Consider the following 19,988-nt stretch of genomic DNA (forward strand, 5'->3'; position numbering starts at 1 on the left):
AATTTATGTCAATTTAATTAGGGATGGAAGCTATTCAAAGACACTGGGGAATGTCTTATAAATTAGGGAGGAACAGCTTCGATATATATACTATAAAAGGTGGATGTGACCTCTGTGTGAACATAGAGTGAAGGAGAGAGGAAGTTTTAAATAAAAGATAGAAAGACAAAAAAATAAGACCATCACATATAAGATGGTCAAGGGAAGGGGACAATTTATGTCAATTTAATTAGGGATGGAAGCTATTCAAAGACACTGGGGAATGTCTTATAAATTAGGGAGGAACAGCTCCGATATATATACTATAAAAGGTGAATGTGACCTCTATGTGAACATAGAGTGAAAGATATGGGGATTTGAAAAATAGTACATATGAAATTGTTATTGCTAGCAATATTGAGTTAGGATATATAGTTTTCCAGCATAAAAGAAAAAGAAGTCTGAATATAAATAAAAGTTGTAATCTATGAAAAAAAGGATTATGCTCAACTATATTATAAGGATATAAGGTTTGTCCCAATTCTTTAAGGGCTTTTAAAAAGCTTTTTATTTATGAGGGGAAAGCTTCACTTTAATAAGGGAGTTAGTGATATGGAAGTAACAAAAAAACAAGGGCTGTATAATCGTCTTATACGATTAAACCCACCACAAATATTAGCGTTAGGTTTTTTCTGCTTAATTGTGGTTGGCGGTTTGTTATTAAAGTTACCATTCGCAACGAAAGCACATATTAGTTGGGTAGATGCTTTCTTTACAGCAACGTCAGCAGCGACCGTAACTGGTTTGGGAGTAGTGGATACAGCAAGTACATTTACGATGTTTGGCGAAATTGTTATTATGTTTTTAATTCAAACAGGTGGTCTAGGTCTTATGACAATTGCCATTTTAATTGTTTGGGTATTAGGCAAAAAAATCGGATTACGCCATCGTTTATTAATTGGAGAAGCGTTTAATCAAACAAATATAGGTGGTCTTGTAAAATTAGTAAAGCGTGTCTTTATATTTTCGATTTGTATTGAGCTTATTGGGGTCATCTTTTTATCGTTTCGCTTTATTCCAGAGTTTGGTTTTGGAAAAGGTTTATACTATAGTATTTTTCATGTAATTGCATCTTATAATAATGCAGGCTTTGCTTTATGGTCAGATAATTTAACAAGATATGTAGGAGATCCCATTATTAATATTGGGATTTGCTCTTTAATTGTAATAGGTGGACTCGGTTTTACCGTATTAATTGATATATGGTATAGTCGCAGTTTTCGAAAATTATCACTTCACTCAAAAATAATGATTATTGGAACAGTAGTGCTAAATGTTATAGCAATGATTGTAATTTTTGTATTGGAATATAATAATGTGAAGACGTTAGGGAATTTATCTTTAAATGAAAAACTATGGGCTTCCTTTTTTCAAGGTATTACCCCGCGGACAGCTGGATTTAATACGGTTGACTATGGAGGTATGGAAGAATCATCTATATTATTTACGATGATTTTAATGTTTATTGGTGCAGGAAGTGTATCAACAGGTGGAGGAATTAAATTAACAACGTTTGTTATCTTAATTACATCTGTCCTTTCTTTCTTTAGAAAAAAGGAGGAAATTGTTTTATTTCAGCGTACAATTAAAATGTCGACAGTAACGAGGGCCTTAGCGATTGTTGTTGCCAGTCAAATACTTATTTTTGCAGCGGTATTTATATTAATGCTTACAGAAAACTTCAGCTTTATTCAATTATTATTTGAGACAATATCAGCGTTTGGTACAGTCGGATTAACGATGGGAATTACTGCAAAGCTATCGGCATTCGGAAAATGTATTATTATGTTTGTTATGTTCTGCGGATTAATTGGACCATTAACACTTGTGTTCTCTTTAGCGCGACCAGCAAAACAAAAAATAAAATATCCATCGGAAGATGTGTTTACAGGATAAGGTATCCCGCGTTAAGCGAGATACCTTTTTCTTTTTTAGAAAAGGGAGAACAATAAACCAATAAGTGCTACTCGGAATAAAATTGCGATAAGTGCAGCAATCCCACCGACAACTGCAGCGATACCGCCAGTTACAGTAGCTCCGCGATTATAAGCGTAAATACCGAGTAAAACAGAAACAAGACCAAATAGTGTGGGGAATGTAAATAGCGATAAGATAGATAGCGCAAGAGCGATAAAACCAGCAGTTGATCCAGCAGCGGACGATTTTACAACATCTTTATCGTCTTTATCATCGTAATCATAATCAATGCGTTGTGGTGCAACCTCAGCGGCATACTCTTCTTTATAGTCACTATAATCACTATCTATTCTATCTCTTCTTTTATAATCATCAAATTTCTCAGTCAAAGTCATGGCTCCTTTCATAACAAGGTTCAATAGTAGTATGTATCTCTTTTTCTTTTTTATCCCGCATTAACGGGCAGTAATATCTATTAAAAGGAGGAAAATGTTTTCTTGAAATAGGAAAAGTTAGTATGACTTCCTCTATTTTGGAAAGTATAAAAAGGAATAATGAGGAAAGGGTGCAATACATAATGGAACATCCAATTGAAAATTTAATGAAAACGGCAATGACAAATTTAAAAGAGATGGTAGATGTAAATACAATTGTTGGGAGCCCGGTTTCAACAGCTGACGGAAATGTTGTATTAACAGTATCTCAAGTGGCTTTTGGTTTTGGAGCTGGTGGAAGTGATTTTAAAGGGGGTTTCATTACTGAAAAACATAACGGTGGGCAAAATCAGCATAAAGAGAACAAGCAAGGGCATCCATTTGGAGGAGGAAGCGGGGCTGGGGTTTCTATTAGTCCAGTAGCTTTTTTAGTAGTTGGTTCTAATGGGGTGCAAGTATTACATCTCAACAGCAGTACACATTTAATTGAAAAGGCTTTAAATACTGTACCAAGCACTGTAGATAAATTTGTGAATGGTCGTCAAAAGTGAACTTGCATTTTTTAGGAATTATGATATATTAGAAAAAGTGCGCTTTAGGATGATCGGAATAATTGAAATGTAAATATATATGATGTGTGGAATAAGGGAGAGGAATTTATGATTAATATCAAAAACTTAGTAGTTGGCTTATTTATGTTAGTAAGCGGCTTTGTTGTATATGTAATAAAAGAAAAAGCTCCATTCTAAAACAGACAAACCGTTAATGTCTGTTTTTAATTTGCGGAAAAATATTGACAAGCTATTGTATTGGTGTTAGAATTTTAATTCGTGTCTCGGTTACAGCTAGTGTAAAGTAAATATCTCTTATGAATGCAATACGAAAAGTTTGCGAAAGATCGGGTAATTTTATCAACAACTTTTGTGAACAAACCCTATAAATTGTATTTGTAAGCTATATATGTATACTAGTGAATCAAGGAGCGGTCAGTGGAACCGTAATGATGAGAGAGAGGTAGGGCTTTCATCCAGTATATGTTACTTTCCCGTTAGGTGAATATAAAAAAGAGGACTCCTTTTAAAAGGAGTCCTCTTTCATTTTTTAAGTGCGACTTTCAACTTGTTGACAAATTTCATCCGTTGTTAAACCGTGAGCTGTAATGACTGATCCTTTAATTGATGCATCTGCAATGCCCATCACATTAGAATCTTGCCCAGTTACAACGCAACAATCACACCCTTGTGCATCCTGTTCTGAGTTAAGTGTAACAACTTCATGCCCTTGTTGCTGAAGAGCTTGTTGAACGTCTGTTAATGAGTTTTCAACGCCAATTCTAGCCATAATTCTCACCTCCTACCATCTAATTGCTAGTATGCTCAAGTTCACTGCATTTATGAAAAGACGGTAGGAAGTAAATCTTTGTTTAGTCGTTATATACGCCAGTAAGCATTTGACTAACGAATTGATCGTTTAATGTATCTTGGGCAGAAGAAGTATTTGAATGGATGTCGATTGAAGCAATAAAATGATTATGTTCTTGCGTATTTGGTTCTACCTCTACGTAATTATCGAATTTACAAAAACCTTTCGTATCCATTAGATCAAATAATTGCAGCATTTCTACTACCTCTTGTCTCGTTCCTTTAATTTGTACACACGCCATATTTATTTCCTCCTTCATTTTGACAAATTGTTTTTTAAAAATAGGATTATGATTACGAAATGAAAAATATGAATGTTATTTTTAGACAGCGCTATTTTTGTTATTTTCCCCCTTTTTCAGCAAAAGTCGTTATATATTCCCGGATTTATAAAATCGGACGTCCGTTTATTGAATACAATAGATTCGTATCAATTGATGAAAATCCTTCTTTTAAACAAATATTTTTTTAGTGGAAATTGGCGAAAAAAATTTTTTGACTTTTTGTAAACGTTAACAATGTTGTTAAATCAATATAAGTAAAGAAGTACGTACGATTAAAAATTATAAATTTTCTAAAAATTAACTTGATTTATTTAGAAAGGAGAGTAAACTAGGAAACAATAAAAAATTCATAGAACATAGGAGGCGCTTCTAGTGAATGAGCAATGGATTTTCTTAAATGGAGAATTTGTTCCAAAAGATGAGGCAAAAGTTTCAGTATATGATCATGGCTATTTATATGGCGATGGAGTGTTTGAAGGAATTAGAGTTTATAGCGGTAATGTTTTCCGTTTGAGAGAGCATCTTGTCCGGTTGTATGAATCAGCAAAATCAATCCTTTTAGAAATTCCATATTCATTAGATGAAGTAACAAATATTGTTGTTGAGACGATTCGACAAAATAAATTATCTAATGGATACATTCGCCTTGTTGTATCAAGAGGAGCAGGAAATCTTGGATTGGATCCCGATTCATGTAAGAAGCCGAATGTAGTAGTAATTGCAGAACAATTATCTTTATTCCCACAAGAATATTATGAGAAAGGGATTCCAGTTGTAACAGTTGCAACGCGCCGAAATCGTCCCGATGTTTTATCCCCTCAAGTAAAATCTTTAAATTACTTAAACAATATTTTAGTTCGTATTGAAGCGAAATTAGCTGGAGTACAAGAAGCACTTATGTTAAATGATCAAGGATATGTAGCTGAAGGCTCAGGAGATAACGTGTTTATTGTTAAAGGAAATAAATTAATTACACCACCAAGTTCTGCTGGAGCGTTAGAAGGTATTACACGAAACGCCATTTTAGAAATCGGCGAAAAACTTGGATATGACGTAAGAGAAGAGTTATTTACAAGACATGATGTATATGTAGCTGATGAAGTGTTTTTAACAGGAACAGCTGCTGAAGTTATTGCTGTTACGACAGTAGATGGTAGAACGATTGGCTTAGGGCAAACAGGTCCACATACGAACCGTTTATTAGAAGAGTTTCGTAAGTTAGTTGTAGAAGATGGAGAGAAAATTTACGAAGAAAATAAAGTTGGATAACAACTTTTTTAACATAAGAAAGCGTTGATAGGGAGGAGTAGTTGATTGTGAAGCCTCACAGAGAGTCGGTGGTTGCTGAAAACCGATGGTTCACGTCGACGAACATCGCCCTTGAGTGCTAAGCTAAAGCATTTGTCTAGGCTTAGACGGTAGCTCCGTTATTAGCTAGATCCATTTATGGATCACTGAGGCAAGAGTATTCTTGCAAAGAAGGGTGGTACCGCGAAATCTTTCGTCCCTTCAGCACATAGCTGGAGTGTGGACGTAGGATTTTTTTATTGTATAAAAGTTTGAAAAAGGGGGCTTATAAGAACAATGTCTTCAAAAACGGAAGAGAAACTGGCAACTGGTGCACAGCTATTGTTAGAAGCGCTAGAAAAGGAAGGCGTAAAAGTGATTTTCGGTTATCCGGGTGGTGCCGTTTTACCTCTCTATGATGCACTGTATGATTGTGAAATTCCGCATATTTTAACAAGGCATGAGCAAGGGGCAATTCACGCTGCTGAAGGGTATGCCAGAATTACAGGGAACCCAGGGGTTGTAATTGCAACGAGTGGACCAGGTGCTACAAATGTAATTACGGGTCTAGCGGATGCGATGATTGATTCATTGCCACTTGTTGTATTTACAGGCCAAGTAGCAACAACGTTAATTGGGAGCGATGCTTTTCAAGAGGCGGATATTATGGGACTTACGATGCCAGTGACAAAACATAACTATCAAGTGCGAAAGGCCTCAGATTTACCTCGAATTATTAAAGAAGCATTTCATATTGCTAAAACAGGAAGACCAGGACCAGTCGTTATTGACCTTCCGAAAGATATGGTAGTCGAGAAAGGTGAGCGATGTAGCAATGTACAAATGGATTTACCAGGATATAACCCTAATTATGAACCGAATCTACTTCAAATAAACAAATTACTACAAGCAATTGAAACCGCAAAAAAACCGTTAATTTTAGCTGGAGCAGGTATACTGCATGCGAAAGCTTCGAAAGAATTGACAAGTTTTGCCCGTAAATATGAAATCCCTGTTGTGCATACGTTACTTGGACTTGGTGGTTTTCCGCCAGATGATGGGCTATTTCTAGGGATGGGGGGAATGCACGGTTCTTACACAGCCAATATGGCGTTATATGAATGCGACTTACTCATTAATATAGGTGCGAGATTTGACGATCGTCTTACTGGGAATTTAGCTTTTTTTGCTAAAGGGGCGACTGTTGCACATATCGATATTGATCCAGCAGAAATTGGGAAAAATGTGCCAACAGAGATTCCTATTGTTGCAAGTGCTAAGCGGGCGTTAGAAGTATTGCTTCAATCAGAAGGAAAGAAAGAAAATCATCATGAATGGCTCTCTTTATTAAAGAGTAGAAAAGAAAAGTATCCATTCTCTTATAAACGAAATTCTGAAAGTATTAAACCTCAATACGCGATTGATATGCTATATGAAATCACGAAAGGAGAAGCGATTGTAACAACAGACGTTGGGCAACATCAGATGTGGGCAGCACAATACTATCCGTTGAAAAATCCAGATAAATGGGTAACTTCTGGCGGATTAGGAACGATGGGGTTCGGATTTCCAGCAGCAATCGGTGCGCAAATTGCAAAGCGAGATGAACTAGTTATTGCAATTGTTGGTGATGCTGGGTTTCAAATGACTCTGCAAGAATTAAGTGTATTAAAAGAACACGCTTTACCCGTTAAAGTATTTATTTTAAATAATGAAGCTTTAGGAATGGTAAGACAATGGCAAGATGAATTTTATAATCAAAGATATTCACATTCTTTATTGCCATGCCAACCAGATTTCGTCGCTCTTGCGAATGCGTATGGTATAAAAGGTGTTCGTATTGACGATCCACTTCTTGCAAAGAAGCAAATCCAGCATGCGATCGAATTACAAGAGCCAGTCGTAATCGATTGTCGTGTACTTCAATCAGAGAAGGTTATGCCGATGGTTGCACCAGGAAAAGGTGTTCACCAAATGGAGGGAGTGGAAAAAGGGTGAAGAGAATTGTTACAGCGACAGTTCGAAATCAAAGTGGTGTGTTAAACCGAATTACAGGAGTTATGACACGAAGACATTTTAATATTGAAAGTATTTCAGTAGGTCATACAGAATCATCAGATATATCGCGAATGACGATTGTTGTACACGTTGAAAGTGAACAGCAAGTTGAGCAGTTAATTAAACAACTTCATAAGCAAATCGATGTTCTGAAAGTATCAGATATTACAGAAGAAGCAATGATTGCTAGAGAGCTTGCTCTTATTAAAGTAGCAACTTCTGTAGCGAGGGCAGAATTATATAGTTTAATTGAACCATTTCGAGCCGCTGTAATAGATGTTGGGAAGGATTCCATAGTTGTGCAAGTAACAGGTACGCAAGATAAAGTAGAAGCGTTAATTGAATTACTTCGTCCATACGGTTTAAAAGAAATTGCTAGAACAGGTGTAACAGCATTTACACGTAGTATGAAAAAACAAGATAAGCAAGTTATGTTAATTCAATAATCATTTAAATATAGGGGGAAATGAAAATGGCAAAAGTTTATTATGAGAAAGATGTAACAGTAAATGTATTAAAGGAAAAGAAAGTAGCAATCATCGGATATGGCTCGCAAGGTCATGCGCATGCGCAAAATTTACGTGATAACGGATTTGATGTAGTAGTAGGTTTAAGAAAAGGTAAGTCTTGGGATAAAGCGAATGAAGATGGGTTTTCTGTATATACAGTAGCAGAAGCAGCGGAAAAAGCTGATGTAGTAATGATTCTATTACCTGATGAATTACAACCAGAAGTATATGAAGCTGAAATTGCACCAAATTTACAGGCTGGAAACTCTCTCGTGTTCGCACATGGATTTAATGTTCACTTTGATCAAGTAAAACCACCAGCTAATGTAGATGTATTTCTAGTAGCGCCAAAAGGACCGGGGCATCTCGTACGCCGTACGTTCACCGAGGGAGGGGCTGTTCCTGCATTATTTGCAGTATATCAAGATGCAACAGGAGTTGCGACTGAAAAAGCACTTTCTTATGCTGACGGAATTGGAGCAACGAGAGCTGGTGTATTAGAAACGACGTTTAAAGAAGAAACAGAAACAGATTTATTTGGAGAGCAAGCTGTACTCTGCGGCGGAGTGACTGCACTTGTAAAAGCAGGATTTGAAACGTTAGTTGATGCGGGATACCAGCCTGAACTTGCATATTTTGAATGTTTACATGAACTGAAGCTAATCGTTGACCTTATGTATGAAGGTGGACTTGAAAATATGAGATATTCAGTTTCAGATACAGCGCAGTGGGGAGACTTCGTATCAGGACCACGCGTTGTTACTGAAGATACGAAGAAAGCGATGGGGGCAGTATTAGCAGAAATTCAAGATGGTACATTTGCAAGAGGCTGGATTGCAGAGCATAAAGCAGGAAGACCAAATTTCCACGCGACAAATGAGAAAGAGAATGAACATGAAATCGAAGTAGTAGGACGTAAATTACGTGAAATGATGCCTTTCGTACAGCCGCGAGTAAAGGTAGGGATTAAATAATATGAAGCAGATTTTGTTCATGGATACAACGCTTCGTGATGGCGAACAATCACCAGGAGTAAATTTAAATGAACAAGAGAAGTTACAAATTGCTAGGCAATTAGAGAGGCTTGGTATTCATGTAATGGAAGCTGGATTCGCGGCAGCTTCCGAAGGTGACTTCCAATCGGTAAAACGCATCGCGAATACAATTCAAAATGCTACGGTTATGAGTTTAGCTAGAGCGAAAGAAAGTGACATTCGAAGAGCATATGAAGCTGTGAAAGGTGCTGTATCTCCTCGTCTACACGTATTTCTAGCTACGAGTGATATTCATATGAAATATAAACTTTGTATGTCAAAAGAAGACGTGTTAAATAGTATTCATCGTTCGGTTACGCTTGGAAAATCATTATTTCCGACAGTACAATTTTCTGCAGAAGATGCGACAAGAACATCGAGAGCATTTTTAGCTGAAGCAGTAGAAACTGCGATTCGCGCAGGAGCGAATGTAATTAATATTCCGGATACAGTTGGATATACAAATCCGGAAGAATATTATTCTCTTTTTAGATACTTACAAGAATCCGTTCCATCATATGAAAAAGCGATTTTTTCTTGTCATTGTCACGACGATCTTGGTATGGCAGTAGCAAATTCGTTAGCTGCGGTTGAAGGCGGAGCAGTGCAAGTAGAAGGAACGATTAATGGCATTGGAGAAAGAGCAGGGAATGCAGCGTTAGAAGAAGTTGCGGTTGCTCTTCATATTAGAAAAGATTTTTATAAAGCAGAACCTTCGATGACTTTAAAAGAGATTAAGGCAACGAGTACATTAGTAAGCAGGTTAACGGGTATGGTTGTACCGAAAAATAAAGCAATCGTTGGAGCGAATGCATTTGCTCATGAATCAGGCATCCACCAAGATGGGGTTCTAAAAGAAGTAACAACTTATGAAATTATCGAACCAGCGCTTATAGGAGAATCTCAAAATCTCTTTGTACTTGGGAAACATTCTGGCCGTCATGCGTTTACGGAAAAAATGAAAGAGCTTGGTTATGAATTTACAAATGAAGAGCGAGATGCGGCATTCGAAGCATTTAAAAAATTGGCGGATCGTAAAAAGGAAATTACTGAGGAAGATTTACGCGCAATTATGCTTGGTGAAGCAGCATTTGCAGCCCAGCAATATAACATTACGCAATTACAAGTGCATTTCGTATCAAATAGTACACAATGCGCAACAGTTGTGCTGAAGGATGAGGAAGGAAATGTATATGAAGATGCAGCCACTGGTTCTGGTAGTATTGAAGCGATATACAATGCGATTCAAAGAATTTTAGGATTAGAATGTGAATTGGCAGATTATCGCATACAATCTATTACACAAGGTCAAGATGCACTTGCTCACGTTCATGTTGAATTAAAAGAAGGTAGTCACCAAATATCAGGTTTTGGAGTTGCGCAAGACGTATTGGAAGCTTCGGCGAGAGCTTATGTCCATGCAGCAGGGAAATTAAAATCTCTTATAGCGCTTGTGAAATAAATATTTGATAGGTGAGAGAAGCTTTCCTCACCTATCAAATTAAGGTTCTGAAAATTCAGTTAAAAGGAGTGTTAAAAATGGAAAAACGTATCGTTTGTTTAGCTGGTGATGGTGTTGGTCCAGAAGTTATGGAAAGTGCGAAGGAAGTATTGCATATGGTAGAAAGGCTATATGGACATCATTTTCATTTGCAAGATGAGTACTTTGGTGGTGTTGCTATCGATTTAACTGGGCAACCATTACCACAGCGAACACTTGCCGCCTGTTTAGCGAGTGATGCGGTTTTACTTGGAGCAGTAGGTGGACCAAGGTGGGATAGTGCGAAAGAAAGGCCTGAGAAAGGATTATTAGCATTAAGAAAAGGACTCGGTGTATTTGCGAATGTTCGCCCTGTAACGGTAGAAAGTGCAACTGCACATTTATCACCATTAAAAAATGCTGATGAAATTGATTTCGTTGTCGTTCGTGAATTAACAGGCGGAATTTATTTTTCTTATCCGAAAGAGCGAACGGAAGAAGTGGCGACAGATACACTTACGTATCATCGACATGAAATTGAACGTATCGTTTCGTATGCCTTTCAATTAGCAAATAAGCGGAAGAAAAAAGTAACATCTATTGATAAAGCGAATGTTTTAGAGTCTAGTAAACTATGGAGAAATGTGACAGAAGAAGTAGCACTTCGCTACCCAAATGTGGAAGTAGAACACATTTTAGTAGATGCAGCGGCTATGGAATTAATTCGGAATCCAGGAAGATTTGACGTTATTGTAACGGAAAATTTATTTGGTGATATTTTAAGTGATGAGGCTTCAGTATTAGCTGGATCATTAGGAATGCTTCCATCAGCAAGTCACGCTGAAAAGGGGCCTTCATTATACGAGCCTATTCACGGATCAGCACCGGATATTGCGGGGAGAAATAAGGCGAATCCAATTGCGATGATGCGTTCTGTTGCAATGATGCTTGGGCAATCGTTCGGATTAACGAGAGAAGGATGTGCAATTGAAGAAGCAGTTTCTGCAGTCCTTAAATCTGGAAAATGTACAGCAGATATCGGGGGGACTGAAACGACAACTTCATTTACAAAGGCAGTTATTCAAGAAATGGAAGAGCAAGCGTTAGTAGGGAGAGGAAGATAATGGGGAAAAGGTTACTAGATAAGCTTTGGGAAAGACATGTAGTTGCGACAAATGAAAATGGATTGGATTTATTATATATCGATCTACATCTTGTTCATGAAGTAACGTCACCGCAAGCCTTTGAAGGCTTGCGGCTTACAAATCGAACAGTCCGCAGACCAGATTTAACATTTGCAACGATGGATCATAATATTCCAACGAAAGATGTTTGGAATATTACCGACCGCATTGCGAAGCAGCAACTAGATACACTTCGGGAAAACTGTAAACAATTTCAGGTGCCATTAGCGGATATCGGAGATGAAGAGCAAGGGATCGTTCATGTTATAGGACCAGAACTTGGACTCACACAGCCAGGAAAAACGATTGTTTGTGGTGATAGTCATACAGCAACACACGGTGCTTTTGGCGCACTAGCGTTTGGTATTGGTACGAGTGAAGTGGAACATGTATTGGCAACGCAAACGTTATGGCAACGAAAGCCAAAAGCGATGGGCATTGAGTTAAAAGGAAAGTTACCGCAAGGTGTTTATGCGAAAGATATTATTTTACACCTTCTTTCAAAGTACGGAGTAGCAGTTGGAACAGGTTACGTAATGGAATTTTACGGAGAGACCATTCATGCTATGGATATGGAAGAGAGGATGACGCTTTGCAATATGGCAATTGAAGGGGGAGCAAAGGCTGGTATTATTGCACCAGATGAAAAAACGATTGCTTACGTAAAAGGGCGTAAATATGCGCCGAAAGACTATGAATCTATTAAGAAAAAATGGTCAGAACTTTATACAGATTTAGATGCAGCTTATGATTTACATATTCTAGTAGATGTTACGGATTTAGCGCCGTACGTTACGTGGGGAACAAATCCTAGTATGGGTGTTCGGATTGATGAGAAATTGCCAGAAAAGCATGATGCAAATGACGAAAGAGCGTTTTCTTATATGGGGTTGAGTCCCGGACAAAGTACGTATGACATTCCAGTTCAACATGTTTTCATTGGATCTTGTACAAATTCTAGGCTTTCTGATTTAGAAATTGCTGCATCTGTCGTGAAAGGTAAAAAAGTAAAAGAAGGTGTGCGAGCACTTGTTGTACCTGGATCCCAAAGGGTAAGAGAAGCAGCGATGCATAAAGGATTACATCGCATATTTGAAGAAGCTGGATTTGAATGGAGAGAGCCCGGATGCTCAATGTGTCTAGGTATGAATCCAGATCAAGTGCCTGAAGGAGAACATTGTGCCTCTACGTCAAATCGCAATTTTGAAGGAAGACAAGGAAAGGGAGCACGAACGCATTTAGTTAGCCCGGCAATGGCGGCAGCGGCTGCGTTACATGGTCATTTTGTTGATATTAGAAAGGAGAGTTATGATGGAGCCATTTCGTATTCATAAAGGTACTGCCGCAGTACTGATGAATGATAACATTGATACAGATCAAATTATTCCGAAGCAATATTTAAAGAGAATTGAAAGAACTGGGTTTGGGAAGTTTTTATTTGATGAGTGGCGATATGATAATAATCGCCAAGAAAACCCTAATTTCCCGCTTAATGCGCAAGAAAGAAAAGGAGCCAGCATATTAATCACAGGTGATAATTTTGGATGTGGCTCGTCTAGAGAACATGCTCCATGGGCGCTTGCTGATTATGGTTTCCGCGTTATTATCGCTGGAGGATTTGCTGATATCTTTTATATGAATTGTATGAAGAATGGCATGTTACCGATTGTAATGGACAAAGATATGCGTGAACAACTTGCAAAAACAGATGCGAGGGAACAAATCACAGTTGATTTAGAAAATGAAATAATTATAACGAATATGCACAGATTCCATTTTACAATCGAGAAAATGTGGAAAGAGAAGTTATTGAATGGTTTAGATGAAATTAGTATTACAATGCAATATGAACAAGAAATAAAAGAGTATGAAAGAAAAGTGGCTTTACATTAAAGAAAGTGACGGAATATTAAAAATGTATTTACATTCAAAATTAACTGTTATATACTATGTGAAAATCAGAGGAGAAAGGGAGTAAGTATTATGAATAAAATAAAATCTATTACAATGCTTACACAACTACATCATCATACATGAAACCCTTGAACCTAGCGTGAAAACGTGTAGGTACAAGGGTTATTCCCGTTGTACCTACACTCTACTGAAGAGCCTTGTAGGTATTTTGTCTACAAGGCTCTTTTTATTTTCGGCTTAGGTGAATGAAATAGGCATACATTAGAAGGGGAAAGGTGTGAAAATTTAGATGACAAAATGGAAACGGGCGAACCCGAATGGAACGAGAGATTATTTATTCGAAGAATGTACGTTAATTGAAGAAGTGGAGCAAAAATTAAGGCTTACTTTTTTAGAGAGAGGTTATGAGGAAATAAGAACACCTACAATTGAATTTTATGATGTTTTTGCATTTCAAAATAGACCGATAGATGAAGAGAAGATGTATAAATTTTTTGATGAAAAGGGAAGGATTATCGTTTTACGTCCAGATATGACAATTCCTTTAGCAAGAGTGTTTGGAACACAGAGATGGGATACGCCACTTAAAGTGACGTATAGCGGGAATGTATTTCGAGCGAATGAATCCCATTCTGGAAAATATAATGAAATCGTACAAAGTGGTATTGAAGTTATCGGGATTGATAATGTAAGAGCTGAAATTGAATGTGTAATAAGTGTCATTCAAGCACTTCAAAAGTTGAAGGTGCAATCTTTTACAATTGAGATTGGGCAAGTACAGTTATATAAATGTATTGTAAAAAAGCTCTCCATCCATGATGAAGAAGAAAGAGTACTTAGAACGTATATAGAAAGTAAAAATTATGCTGCCCTCTCAAATTTTATCGGAGAAAAGAAATTAGATCGATGCGATGAGACAGTAAGATTACTTGAGAAATTACCAAGGCTATTTGGAAATTTAGAAGTTATTGAGGAGGCAGAAAAGCTTGCTTCAAGTAATGAAATGAAAATGGCAATTGCAAGAGTAAAAGAAATGTATGAAACAATTGAAACGTTAGGATATGGTTCTTACATATCAATTGATTTGGGCATGATTCAACACTTAGATTACTATACGGGTGTTATTTTCAAAGGATATATATATGAAATTGGAGAAGAAATCGTTAGTGGCGGAAGATACGATGAGCTAATTGGGAATTTTGGAGAAATGCTGCCAGCTGTTGGACTCGCGGTACAAGTAAATCAAATTGTGAAGGCGCTGCAAGAGCAGCAAGAACCATATGAACGAAATCAAATTGATATTGTGATTCATTATGAGTTAAATAGATTAGCGGAAGCAGAAAGGTTACGAAATTTACTTCGAAAGGATGGGAAAAATGCTTGGTTATCTCTATTCTCTAATTTAAGCGATACCTTTCAATTTGCAAGAAAAAATAAAATAGGAACGGTCGTTGAGGCAAAGAATGAATATTTAGTGGAATATGTATGGAATGAGAAATGGGTAGTCCAGAAAGAAGGAGAGGCTTCATGCGTAACATTCAAATTGCGTTAACGAAAGGAAGGTTAGAAAAACATGTCATTCCACTTTTTGAGCAGATTGGAATTGATTGTTCCGATCTCAAAAATAAAGGTCGGAAGCTTGTATTTCAAAGTAAAAATACAAATGTTTCATTTATTTTAGTAAAAGCGGTTGATGTTGCTACTTATGTAGAACATGGGGTAGCTGATATTGGGATCGTTGGAAAAGATATTTTAATGGAAAACGAGAAAGATATTTATGAAATGCTGGATTTAGGAGTGGGGATTTGTAAGTTTTGTGTTGCTTCTATTCCTACGTATAATCCGAAGAGTTACCGGAAGAAAAGAATTGCTACGAAATACCCACATATTACTTCTACTTATTTTCATGATAAGGGAGAGGATGTAGAAATTATTAAAATAGAAGGTTCTGTAGAAATCGCTCCTCTTCTTGGATTGGCAGATGCGATTGTAGATATTGTTGAAACAGGAAAAACATTACAAGAGAATGGACTTATTGTATTTGAGGAAATGCACTCTATATCGGCTCGGATGATTGTAAATAAGGCAGCCTTAAAAACTAAAAAAGACGAAATATTCAGTATTGTAAATATGATGGAGCAAGAAATCTTATCAGGGAAATAGGAGGACTTAAAATGAAAATCATTTATGAAGACTTTAAGGAGGCATTATCTAAAGTAAAAGTGCTAAGAGAAAACGCTAATATAATAGAAGAAACTGTTCAAAGAAGTGTAAGAGAAATCATTAGAAATGTAAGGGAAGGGAAAGATGAAGCTTTATCTTTCTATACAAAAAAGTTTGATGGTGTAGAGATGAAAGATTTTCGTGTAAGTGAAGAAGAAATACAGCAAGCGAGTATGTTTGTAACGAATTCATTTTTAGAAGCTTTAAAAGAGGCGAAGAAAAACATTGTTTCGTATCACGAAAAGCAAAAGAAGCACTCAATATTTGATTGTGAAAGTAAAGGCATAATTAGAGGGCAACTCATTCGGCCGTTAGAAAATGTAGGTGTATATGTACCGGGTGGGACAGCCTCATATCCTTCTTCAGTATTAATGAATGTATTGCCGGCGAAACTCGCAGGTGTGAAAAAGATTGTAATGGTAACACCGCCGAGGAAAGGAGGAATTGATCCGCATATATTAGCTGCTGCAAATCTTGCGGGAGTAGATGAAATTTATACGATAGGTGGCGCGCAAGCAATTGCTGCTTTAGCATACGGGACGGAATCGATTCCGAAAGTGGATAAAATAGTTGGACCGGGAAATTTGTATGTCGCTCTAGCGAAGCGAGAAGTATACGGAATAGTAAATATCGATATGATTGCTGGTCCATCAGAAATTGTAGTTGTCGCGGATGAAACAGGTAATGCAAAATATATCGCAGCGGATTTATTATCGCAAGCAGAGCATGATGAGGGAGCAACGGCAATTTGTATTACAACGAATATGGAACTAGCTAAAGAAGTAGAAAAAGAGATAGAAAGACAGTTAGAAATGTTACCAAGAAGTGAAATTGCACGTGAATCAATAAATAGAAATGGAGCCATCTTTATCGTTCCTTCTTTAGAGGAGGCACTAAAGTTATCAAATGAAATTGCTCCAGAACATTTAGAGTTACATATAAAAGAACCGATGAATGCTCTAGATTATGTGAAACATGCAGGTTCTATTTTCCTTGGGTCATATGCACCTGAACCGCTCGGGGATTATTTAGCGGGACCGAATCATGTATTACCAACGAGCGGAACGGCAAGATTTTTTTCTCCGTTATCAGTCGATGATTTCGTGAAAAAATCAAGTTTTATTTCTTATACGGAGGAAGCATTAAAAAATGTACAGCATCACATTGTAGAGCTTGCAAATAAAGAAGGGTTACATGCACATGCGAGAGCAATCCAAATAAGGTTTGAGGAGGAAAAATAATGCGTCAGTCCAGTCAAGTACGTGAGACGACAGAAACAAAAATTAAATTAAATTTGCAGCTTGATGAAAGTACAAATGTATCTATTCAAACAGGGGTTGGTTTTTTCGATCATATGCTTACTTTATTTGCTAGACATGGAAGATTTGGATTGCAAGTTGAAGCAGAAGGGGATGCATTTGTCGATGCACATCACACCGTTGAAGATGTTGGAATTGTACTCGGAAATTGCTTGAAAGAAGCATTGCAAAACAAAGAGGGAATTAATCGTTACGGTTCTGCGTATGTACCGATGGATGAATCTTTAGGATTTGTCGCAATTGATATAAGTGGACGCTCATATTGTGTATTTCAAGGGGAATTAACAAATCCGAAGCTTGGGGATTTTGATACAGAATTGACGGAAGAATTTTTTAGAGCAGTTGCACATGCTGCCAATATTACATTACATGCGCGCGTTCTATACGGAAGTAATACGCATCACAAAATTGAAGCATTATTTAAAGCTTTTGGTAGAGCGCTTAGAGAAGCGGTCGAAAAAAATGCCAACATTACTGGTGTAAATTCAACGAAAGGGATGTTGTAATTGATTGCCATTATAGATTATGGAATGGGGAATATTCGCAGTGTAGAGCAAGCATTAAAATATATTGGGGCAGAGTACATTGTAACGAGTGATAAAGAAGAGATATTGAGAAGCGATGGCGTGATTTTACCGGGAGTAGGTGCATTTCCGAAAGCGATGGACGTATTAGAAGAAAGAGATTTAGTGTGTGTACTAAAAGAGGTTTGTGATATAGGAAAACCACTCCTCGGTATATGTTTGGGCATGCAGCTTTTATTTGAACGAAGTGAGGAACTAAAAGATTGTAGCGGGTTGGGTTTACTACCAGGGGAAATTCGTAAGTTAAAAGTTTCGTATAAAATTCCTCATATGGGATGGAATGAATTAAGGAAGGAAAGAGAATTTCCGCTTTGGAATGGATTAGTGGATGGTTCTTTCGTTTATTATGTTCACTCATATTACGCGGATTGTCCAGATGAAATTGTATGCGGAGTAAGTGATTATGGAATGCAAGTACCAGGGTTTGTAGCGAAAGGAAATGTATTTGGTGCACAGTTTCATCCAGAAAAAAGTGGTGAAATTGGCATGCAAATATTAAAAAATTTTCAAGGGGTGGTAGAAGCATGGAAATCTTCCCAGCTATCGATTTAAAAGAAGGACGATGCGTTAGACTTTATCAAGGAGAGTTTAGTAAAGAAACGGTGATGAATGAAGATCCGGTAGCGCAGGCAATCATATTTGAAAAGCTTGGAGCGGAAATACTACACATTGTTGATTTAGACGGTGCAATTGCTGGCGAGTCGTTAAATTTGCCCGTCATTGAAAAAATCTGCAAGGCGGTACGTATTCCTGTGCAAGTGGGAGGAGGAATTCGTTCACTTGTAGCGGTGGAGAAGTTATTGTCAGTAGGTGTAGAAAAAGTGATTTTAGGAACAGCAGCTCTTTATGATAAGTCATTTTTAGAGGAAGCAGTTCGTCTATATAAAGAGAAAATCATTGTTGGAATTGATGCGAAAAATGGTTTCGTAGCAACGAGAGGTTGGCTTGATCTGTCTGAAATTTCTTATATTAGTTTAGCGAAACAAATGGAAAGTTTAGATGTTCAAACGATTGTGTTTACAGACATTTCGAAAGACGGGACGCTTGCAGGGCCAAATTTTGAACAATTGGCGTTACTTCAAAAAAGTGTGGGCATTCGTCTCATTGCCTCTGGAGGAGTGGCATCTATTCAAGATGTGAAAAAGTTAAATGATATGAATATATATGGTGTCATAATTGGAAAGGCGCTTTACGAGAAAACGATTGATTTAGAAGAAGTGTTACAGGTAACGAAGTTATGTTAGCGAAACGAATTATTCCATGTCTAGATGTGAAAGAAGGGCGAGTCGTAAAGGGTGTAAATTTTATAGGATTACAAGATGTCGGTGATCCGGTTGAAATAGCTGAAGCATATAACGTGGCAGGGGCAGATGAAATCGTATTTTTAGATATTACAGCGACTCATGAAGGAAGAAAAACGATTATAGATGTTGTAGAAAAAACAGCAGCTAAAGTATTTATTCCTCTTACGGTTGGCGGGGGGATTTCAAGTGTGAAAGATATTTACAATTTACTAAGAGCTGGAGCAGACAAAGTTTCAATAAACTCAGCGGCAGTGCGAAATCCGAAGCTAATCCAAGAGGGCGCAGAACACTTTGGATCACAATGTATTGTCGTGGCAATTGACGCTAGAAAAGTAGCAGAAGATAAATGGAACGTATACGTCAACGGCGGAAGAGTTGACACAGGAATGGATGCCATAGAATGGGCGAATCGTGTTGTTAAGCTCGGGGCGGGTGAAATTTTGTTAACGAGTATGGATGCAGATGGAACGAAAAGTGGATATGATCTTCGTTTAACAGAAGAAATTTCAAAAAGTGTTTCCATTCCAGTCATCGCATCAGGAGGCTGTGGTCATACGGATCACATTATAGAAGTTTTTCAAAAGACAACAGTTGATGCAGCATTAGCGGCATCCATCTTTCATTATGGTGAGGCGACAGTGCAGAGTGTAAAGCGAAAATTAAGAGATGCAAATGTTGAGGTGCGGTTATGAAACCTAATTTTTCAAAAGGATTAATACCGGCAATTGTCATCGAAGAAGGTACGAAAGAAGTTTTAATGCTAGCTTATATGAATGAAGAAGCATATGAAAAAACGTTAGAGACGAAAAGAACATGGTTTTACTCTCGTTCGAGGCAGTCGTTATGGAATAAGGGAGAAACATCAGGGAATATTCAATATGTGCAATCTCTATACTTAGATTGTGATCAAGATTCAATTGTTGTGAATGTGAAACAAGTAGGACCTGCTTGTCATACGGGGGAGAAGACATGTTTTCACTATCAAATTATATAGGGG

General features: G+C 37.3%; 22 protein-coding genes and 1 other annotated feature. Of the genes, 19 read left to right on the forward strand and 3 right to left on the reverse strand.

The window, feature by feature from the left end:
• Positions 1-591 precede the first annotated feature (591 nt).
• The gene (locus AC1Q8M_RS03265) at positions 592-1,935 is read left to right on the forward strand and encodes a TrkH family potassium uptake protein (protein WP_097821914.1); all 1,344 of its coding nucleotides are present in this window, start codon (positions 592-594) and stop codon (positions 1,933-1,935) included.
• A 35-nt stretch (positions 1,936-1,970) separates the two neighbouring features.
• Here the strand turns inward: AC1Q8M_RS03265 and AC1Q8M_RS03270 are convergent, their stop codons facing one another.
• On the reverse strand, positions 1,971-2,345 hold the full coding sequence (locus AC1Q8M_RS03270; protein WP_000136546.1) for a hypothetical protein: 375 nt from the start codon (positions 2,343-2,345) through the stop codon (positions 1,971-1,973).
• 128 nt (positions 2,346-2,473) lie between these two features.
• Here AC1Q8M_RS03270 and ytfJ point away from each other — a divergent pair, with 128 nt between their 5' ends.
• Together ytfJ and AC1Q8M_RS03280 are read left to right on the forward strand one after the other, a co-directional pair.
• The gene (gene ytfJ / locus AC1Q8M_RS03275) at positions 2,474-2,941 is read left to right on the forward strand and encodes a GerW family sporulation protein (protein ID WP_002093915.1); all 468 of its coding nucleotides are present in this window, start codon (positions 2,474-2,476) and stop codon (positions 2,939-2,941) included.
• A gap of 108 nt (positions 2,942-3,049) precedes the next feature.
• Positions 3,050-3,139 (forward strand): hypothetical protein, encoded by a 90-nt coding sequence (locus AC1Q8M_RS03280; protein ID WP_000608227.1) that lies wholly within the window; start codon positions 3,050-3,052, stop codon positions 3,137-3,139.
• 352 nt (positions 3,140-3,491) lie between these two features.
• On the opposite strand, the gene AC1Q8M_RS03285 is transcribed toward AC1Q8M_RS03280, so the two are convergent.
• Positions 3,492-3,731 (reverse strand): YkuS family protein, encoded by a 240-nt coding sequence (locus AC1Q8M_RS03285; RefSeq protein ID WP_000101021.1) that lies wholly within the window; start codon positions 3,729-3,731, stop codon positions 3,492-3,494.
• 82 nt (positions 3,732-3,813) lie between these two features.
• Positions 3,814-4,053, reverse strand: coding sequence for a DUF3911 family protein (locus AC1Q8M_RS03290; RefSeq protein ID WP_000752514.1), 240 nt, complete (start codon positions 4,051-4,053; stop codon positions 3,814-3,816).
• Positions 4,054-4,467: 414 nt separating this feature from the next.
• Between AC1Q8M_RS03290 and ilvE the strand changes: the two genes are divergently transcribed.
• From ilvE to hisI, 16 genes are all read left to right on the forward strand, one after another.
• Positions 4,468-5,364, forward strand: a complete 897-nt coding sequence (ilvE, locus tag AC1Q8M_RS03295) for a branched-chain-amino-acid transaminase (protein WP_001005486.1) — start codon at positions 4,468-4,470, stop codon at positions 5,362-5,364.
• Between the two features lie 15 nt (positions 5,365-5,379).
• Positions 5,380-5,607 (forward strand) — a binding site (T-box leader).
• 72 nt (positions 5,608-5,679) lie between these two features.
• On the forward strand, positions 5,680-7,380 hold the full coding sequence (gene ilvB / locus AC1Q8M_RS03300; RefSeq protein ID WP_000095868.1) for an acetolactate synthase large subunit: 1,701 nt from the start codon (positions 5,680-5,682) through the stop codon (positions 7,378-7,380).
• The gene (gene ilvN / locus AC1Q8M_RS03305) at positions 7,377-7,886 is read left to right on the forward strand and encodes an acetolactate synthase small subunit (RefSeq protein ID WP_000822952.1); all 510 of its coding nucleotides are present in this window, start codon (positions 7,377-7,379) and stop codon (positions 7,884-7,886) included. Before ilvB ends, ilvN begins: the two co-directional genes overlap by 4 nt.
• Positions 7,887-7,912: 26 nt before the next feature.
• Positions 7,913-8,923, forward strand: coding sequence for a ketol-acid reductoisomerase (gene ilvC / locus AC1Q8M_RS03310; RefSeq protein WP_001151744.1), 1,011 nt, complete (start codon positions 7,913-7,915; stop codon positions 8,921-8,923).
• Between the two features lies 1 nt (position 8,924).
• The gene (gene leuA, locus AC1Q8M_RS03315; protein WP_000809597.1) at positions 8,925-10,445 is read left to right on the forward strand and encodes a 2-isopropylmalate synthase; all 1,521 of its coding nucleotides are present in this window, start codon (positions 8,925-8,927) and stop codon (positions 10,443-10,445) included.
• 77 nt (positions 10,446-10,522) lie between these two features.
• Positions 10,523-11,587 (forward strand): 3-isopropylmalate dehydrogenase, encoded by a 1,065-nt coding sequence (gene leuB, locus AC1Q8M_RS03320; protein WP_071714662.1) that lies wholly within the window; start codon positions 10,523-10,525, stop codon positions 11,585-11,587.
• Complete coding sequence (gene leuC / locus AC1Q8M_RS03325; RefSeq protein ID WP_071714663.1) at positions 11,587-12,981, forward strand: 3-isopropylmalate dehydratase large subunit; 1,395 nt, start codon at positions 11,587-11,589, stop codon at positions 12,979-12,981. Before leuB ends, leuC begins: the two co-directional genes overlap by 1 nt.
• Positions 12,959-13,540: a 3-isopropylmalate dehydratase small subunit gene (leuD, locus tag AC1Q8M_RS03330; RefSeq protein WP_000433187.1), complete on the forward strand. Its 582-nt coding sequence runs from the start codon at positions 12,959-12,961 to the stop codon at positions 13,538-13,540. The genes leuC and leuD overlap by 23 nt, the downstream gene beginning before the upstream one ends.
• A 310-nt stretch (positions 13,541-13,850) precedes the next feature.
• The gene (locus AC1Q8M_RS03335) at positions 13,851-15,113 is read left to right on the forward strand and encodes an ATP phosphoribosyltransferase regulatory subunit (RefSeq protein WP_061660284.1); all 1,263 of its coding nucleotides are present in this window, start codon (positions 13,851-13,853) and stop codon (positions 15,111-15,113) included.
• A complete protein-coding gene (gene hisG / locus AC1Q8M_RS03340) occupies positions 15,089-15,724 on the forward strand; it encodes an ATP phosphoribosyltransferase (protein WP_001244467.1) in 636 nt (211 codons plus the stop codon). The genes AC1Q8M_RS03335 and hisG overlap by 25 nt, the downstream gene beginning before the upstream one ends.
• A gap of 11 nt (positions 15,725-15,735) precedes the next feature.
• The gene (gene hisD, locus AC1Q8M_RS03345) at positions 15,736-17,025 is read left to right on the forward strand and encodes a histidinol dehydrogenase (protein ID WP_098855604.1); all 1,290 of its coding nucleotides are present in this window, start codon (positions 15,736-15,738) and stop codon (positions 17,023-17,025) included.
• Positions 17,025-17,609, forward strand: a complete 585-nt coding sequence (hisB, locus tag AC1Q8M_RS03350; RefSeq protein WP_001249954.1) for an imidazoleglycerol-phosphate dehydratase HisB — start codon at positions 17,025-17,027, stop codon at positions 17,607-17,609. The genes hisD and hisB overlap by 1 nt, the downstream gene beginning before the upstream one ends.
• Positions 17,610-18,239 carry an imidazole glycerol phosphate synthase subunit HisH gene (gene hisH, locus AC1Q8M_RS03355; RefSeq protein ID WP_053564913.1) on the forward strand — a complete coding sequence of 210 codons (630 nt, stop codon included), beginning with the start codon at positions 17,610-17,612 and terminating at the stop codon, positions 18,237-18,239.
• The gene (gene hisA, locus AC1Q8M_RS03360; protein ID WP_000402295.1) at positions 18,212-18,931 is read left to right on the forward strand and encodes a 1-(5-phosphoribosyl)-5-[(5-phosphoribosylamino)methylideneamino]imidazole-4-carboxamide isomerase; all 720 of its coding nucleotides are present in this window, start codon (positions 18,212-18,214) and stop codon (positions 18,929-18,931) included. The genes hisH and hisA overlap by 28 nt, the downstream gene beginning before the upstream one ends.
• Positions 18,925-19,683: an imidazole glycerol phosphate synthase subunit HisF gene (gene hisF / locus AC1Q8M_RS03365; RefSeq protein ID WP_098360875.1), complete on the forward strand. Its 759-nt coding sequence runs from the start codon at positions 18,925-18,927 to the stop codon at positions 19,681-19,683. The genes hisA and hisF overlap by 7 nt, the downstream gene beginning before the upstream one ends.
• Positions 19,680-19,985: a phosphoribosyl-AMP cyclohydrolase gene (hisI, locus tag AC1Q8M_RS03370; protein ID WP_071714666.1), complete on the forward strand. Its 306-nt coding sequence runs from the start codon at positions 19,680-19,682 to the stop codon at positions 19,983-19,985. Before hisF ends, hisI begins: the two co-directional genes overlap by 4 nt.
• Positions 19,986-19,988: the final 3 nt, after the last annotated feature.

It is taken from the genome of Bacillus sp. GW823-FHT06A10 (assembly GCF_058795375.1).

Coding starts and splice junctions, on each gene's coding strand:
- AC1Q8M_RS03265 (WP_097821914.1), top strand. CDS start 592: ATGGAAGTAACAAAAAAACAAGGGCTGTATAATCGTCTTATACGATTA.
- hisG (WP_001244467.1), top strand. CDS start 15,089: ATGCGTAACATTCAAATTGCGTTAACGAAAGGAAGGTTAGAAAAACAT.
- hisI (WP_071714666.1), top strand. CDS start 19,680: ATGAAACCTAATTTTTCAAAAGGATTAATACCGGCAATTGTCATCGAA.
- ilvC (WP_001151744.1), top strand. CDS start 7,913: ATGGCAAAAGTTTATTATGAGAAAGATGTAACAGTAAATGTATTAAAG.
- leuB (WP_071714662.1), top strand. CDS start 10,523: ATGGAAAAACGTATCGTTTGTTTAGCTGGTGATGGTGTTGGTCCAGAA.
- leuD (WP_000433187.1), top strand. CDS start 12,959: ATGGAGCCATTTCGTATTCATAAAGGTACTGCCGCAGTACTGATGAAT.
- hisD (WP_098855604.1), top strand. CDS start 15,736: ATGAAAATCATTTATGAAGACTTTAAGGAGGCATTATCTAAAGTAAAA.
- leuA (WP_000809597.1), top strand. CDS start 8,925: ATGAAGCAGATTTTGTTCATGGATACAACGCTTCGTGATGGCGAACAA.
- hisB (WP_001249954.1), top strand. CDS start 17,025: ATGCGTCAGTCCAGTCAAGTACGTGAGACGACAGAAACAAAAATTAAA.
- AC1Q8M_RS03285 (WP_000101021.1), bottom strand. CDS start 3,731: ATGGCTAGAATTGGCGTTGAAAACTCATTAACAGACGTTCAACAAGCT.
- hisA (WP_000402295.1), top strand. CDS start 18,212: ATGGAAATCTTCCCAGCTATCGATTTAAAAGAAGGACGATGCGTTAGA.
- ilvB (WP_000095868.1), top strand. CDS start 5,680: ATGTCTTCAAAAACGGAAGAGAAACTGGCAACTGGTGCACAGCTATTG.
- ytfJ (WP_002093915.1), top strand. CDS start 2,474: ATGACTTCCTCTATTTTGGAAAGTATAAAAAGGAATAATGAGGAAAGG.
- leuC (WP_071714663.1), top strand. CDS start 11,587: ATGGGGAAAAGGTTACTAGATAAGCTTTGGGAAAGACATGTAGTTGCG.
- hisF (WP_098360875.1), top strand. CDS start 18,925: ATGTTAGCGAAACGAATTATTCCATGTCTAGATGTGAAAGAAGGGCGA.
- AC1Q8M_RS03335 (WP_061660284.1), top strand. CDS start 13,851: ATGACAAAATGGAAACGGGCGAACCCGAATGGAACGAGAGATTATTTA.
- AC1Q8M_RS03290 (WP_000752514.1), bottom strand. CDS start 4,053: ATGGCGTGTGTACAAATTAAAGGAACGAGACAAGAGGTAGTAGAAATG.
- AC1Q8M_RS03280 (WP_000608227.1), top strand. CDS start 3,050: ATGATTAATATCAAAAACTTAGTAGTTGGCTTATTTATGTTAGTAAGC.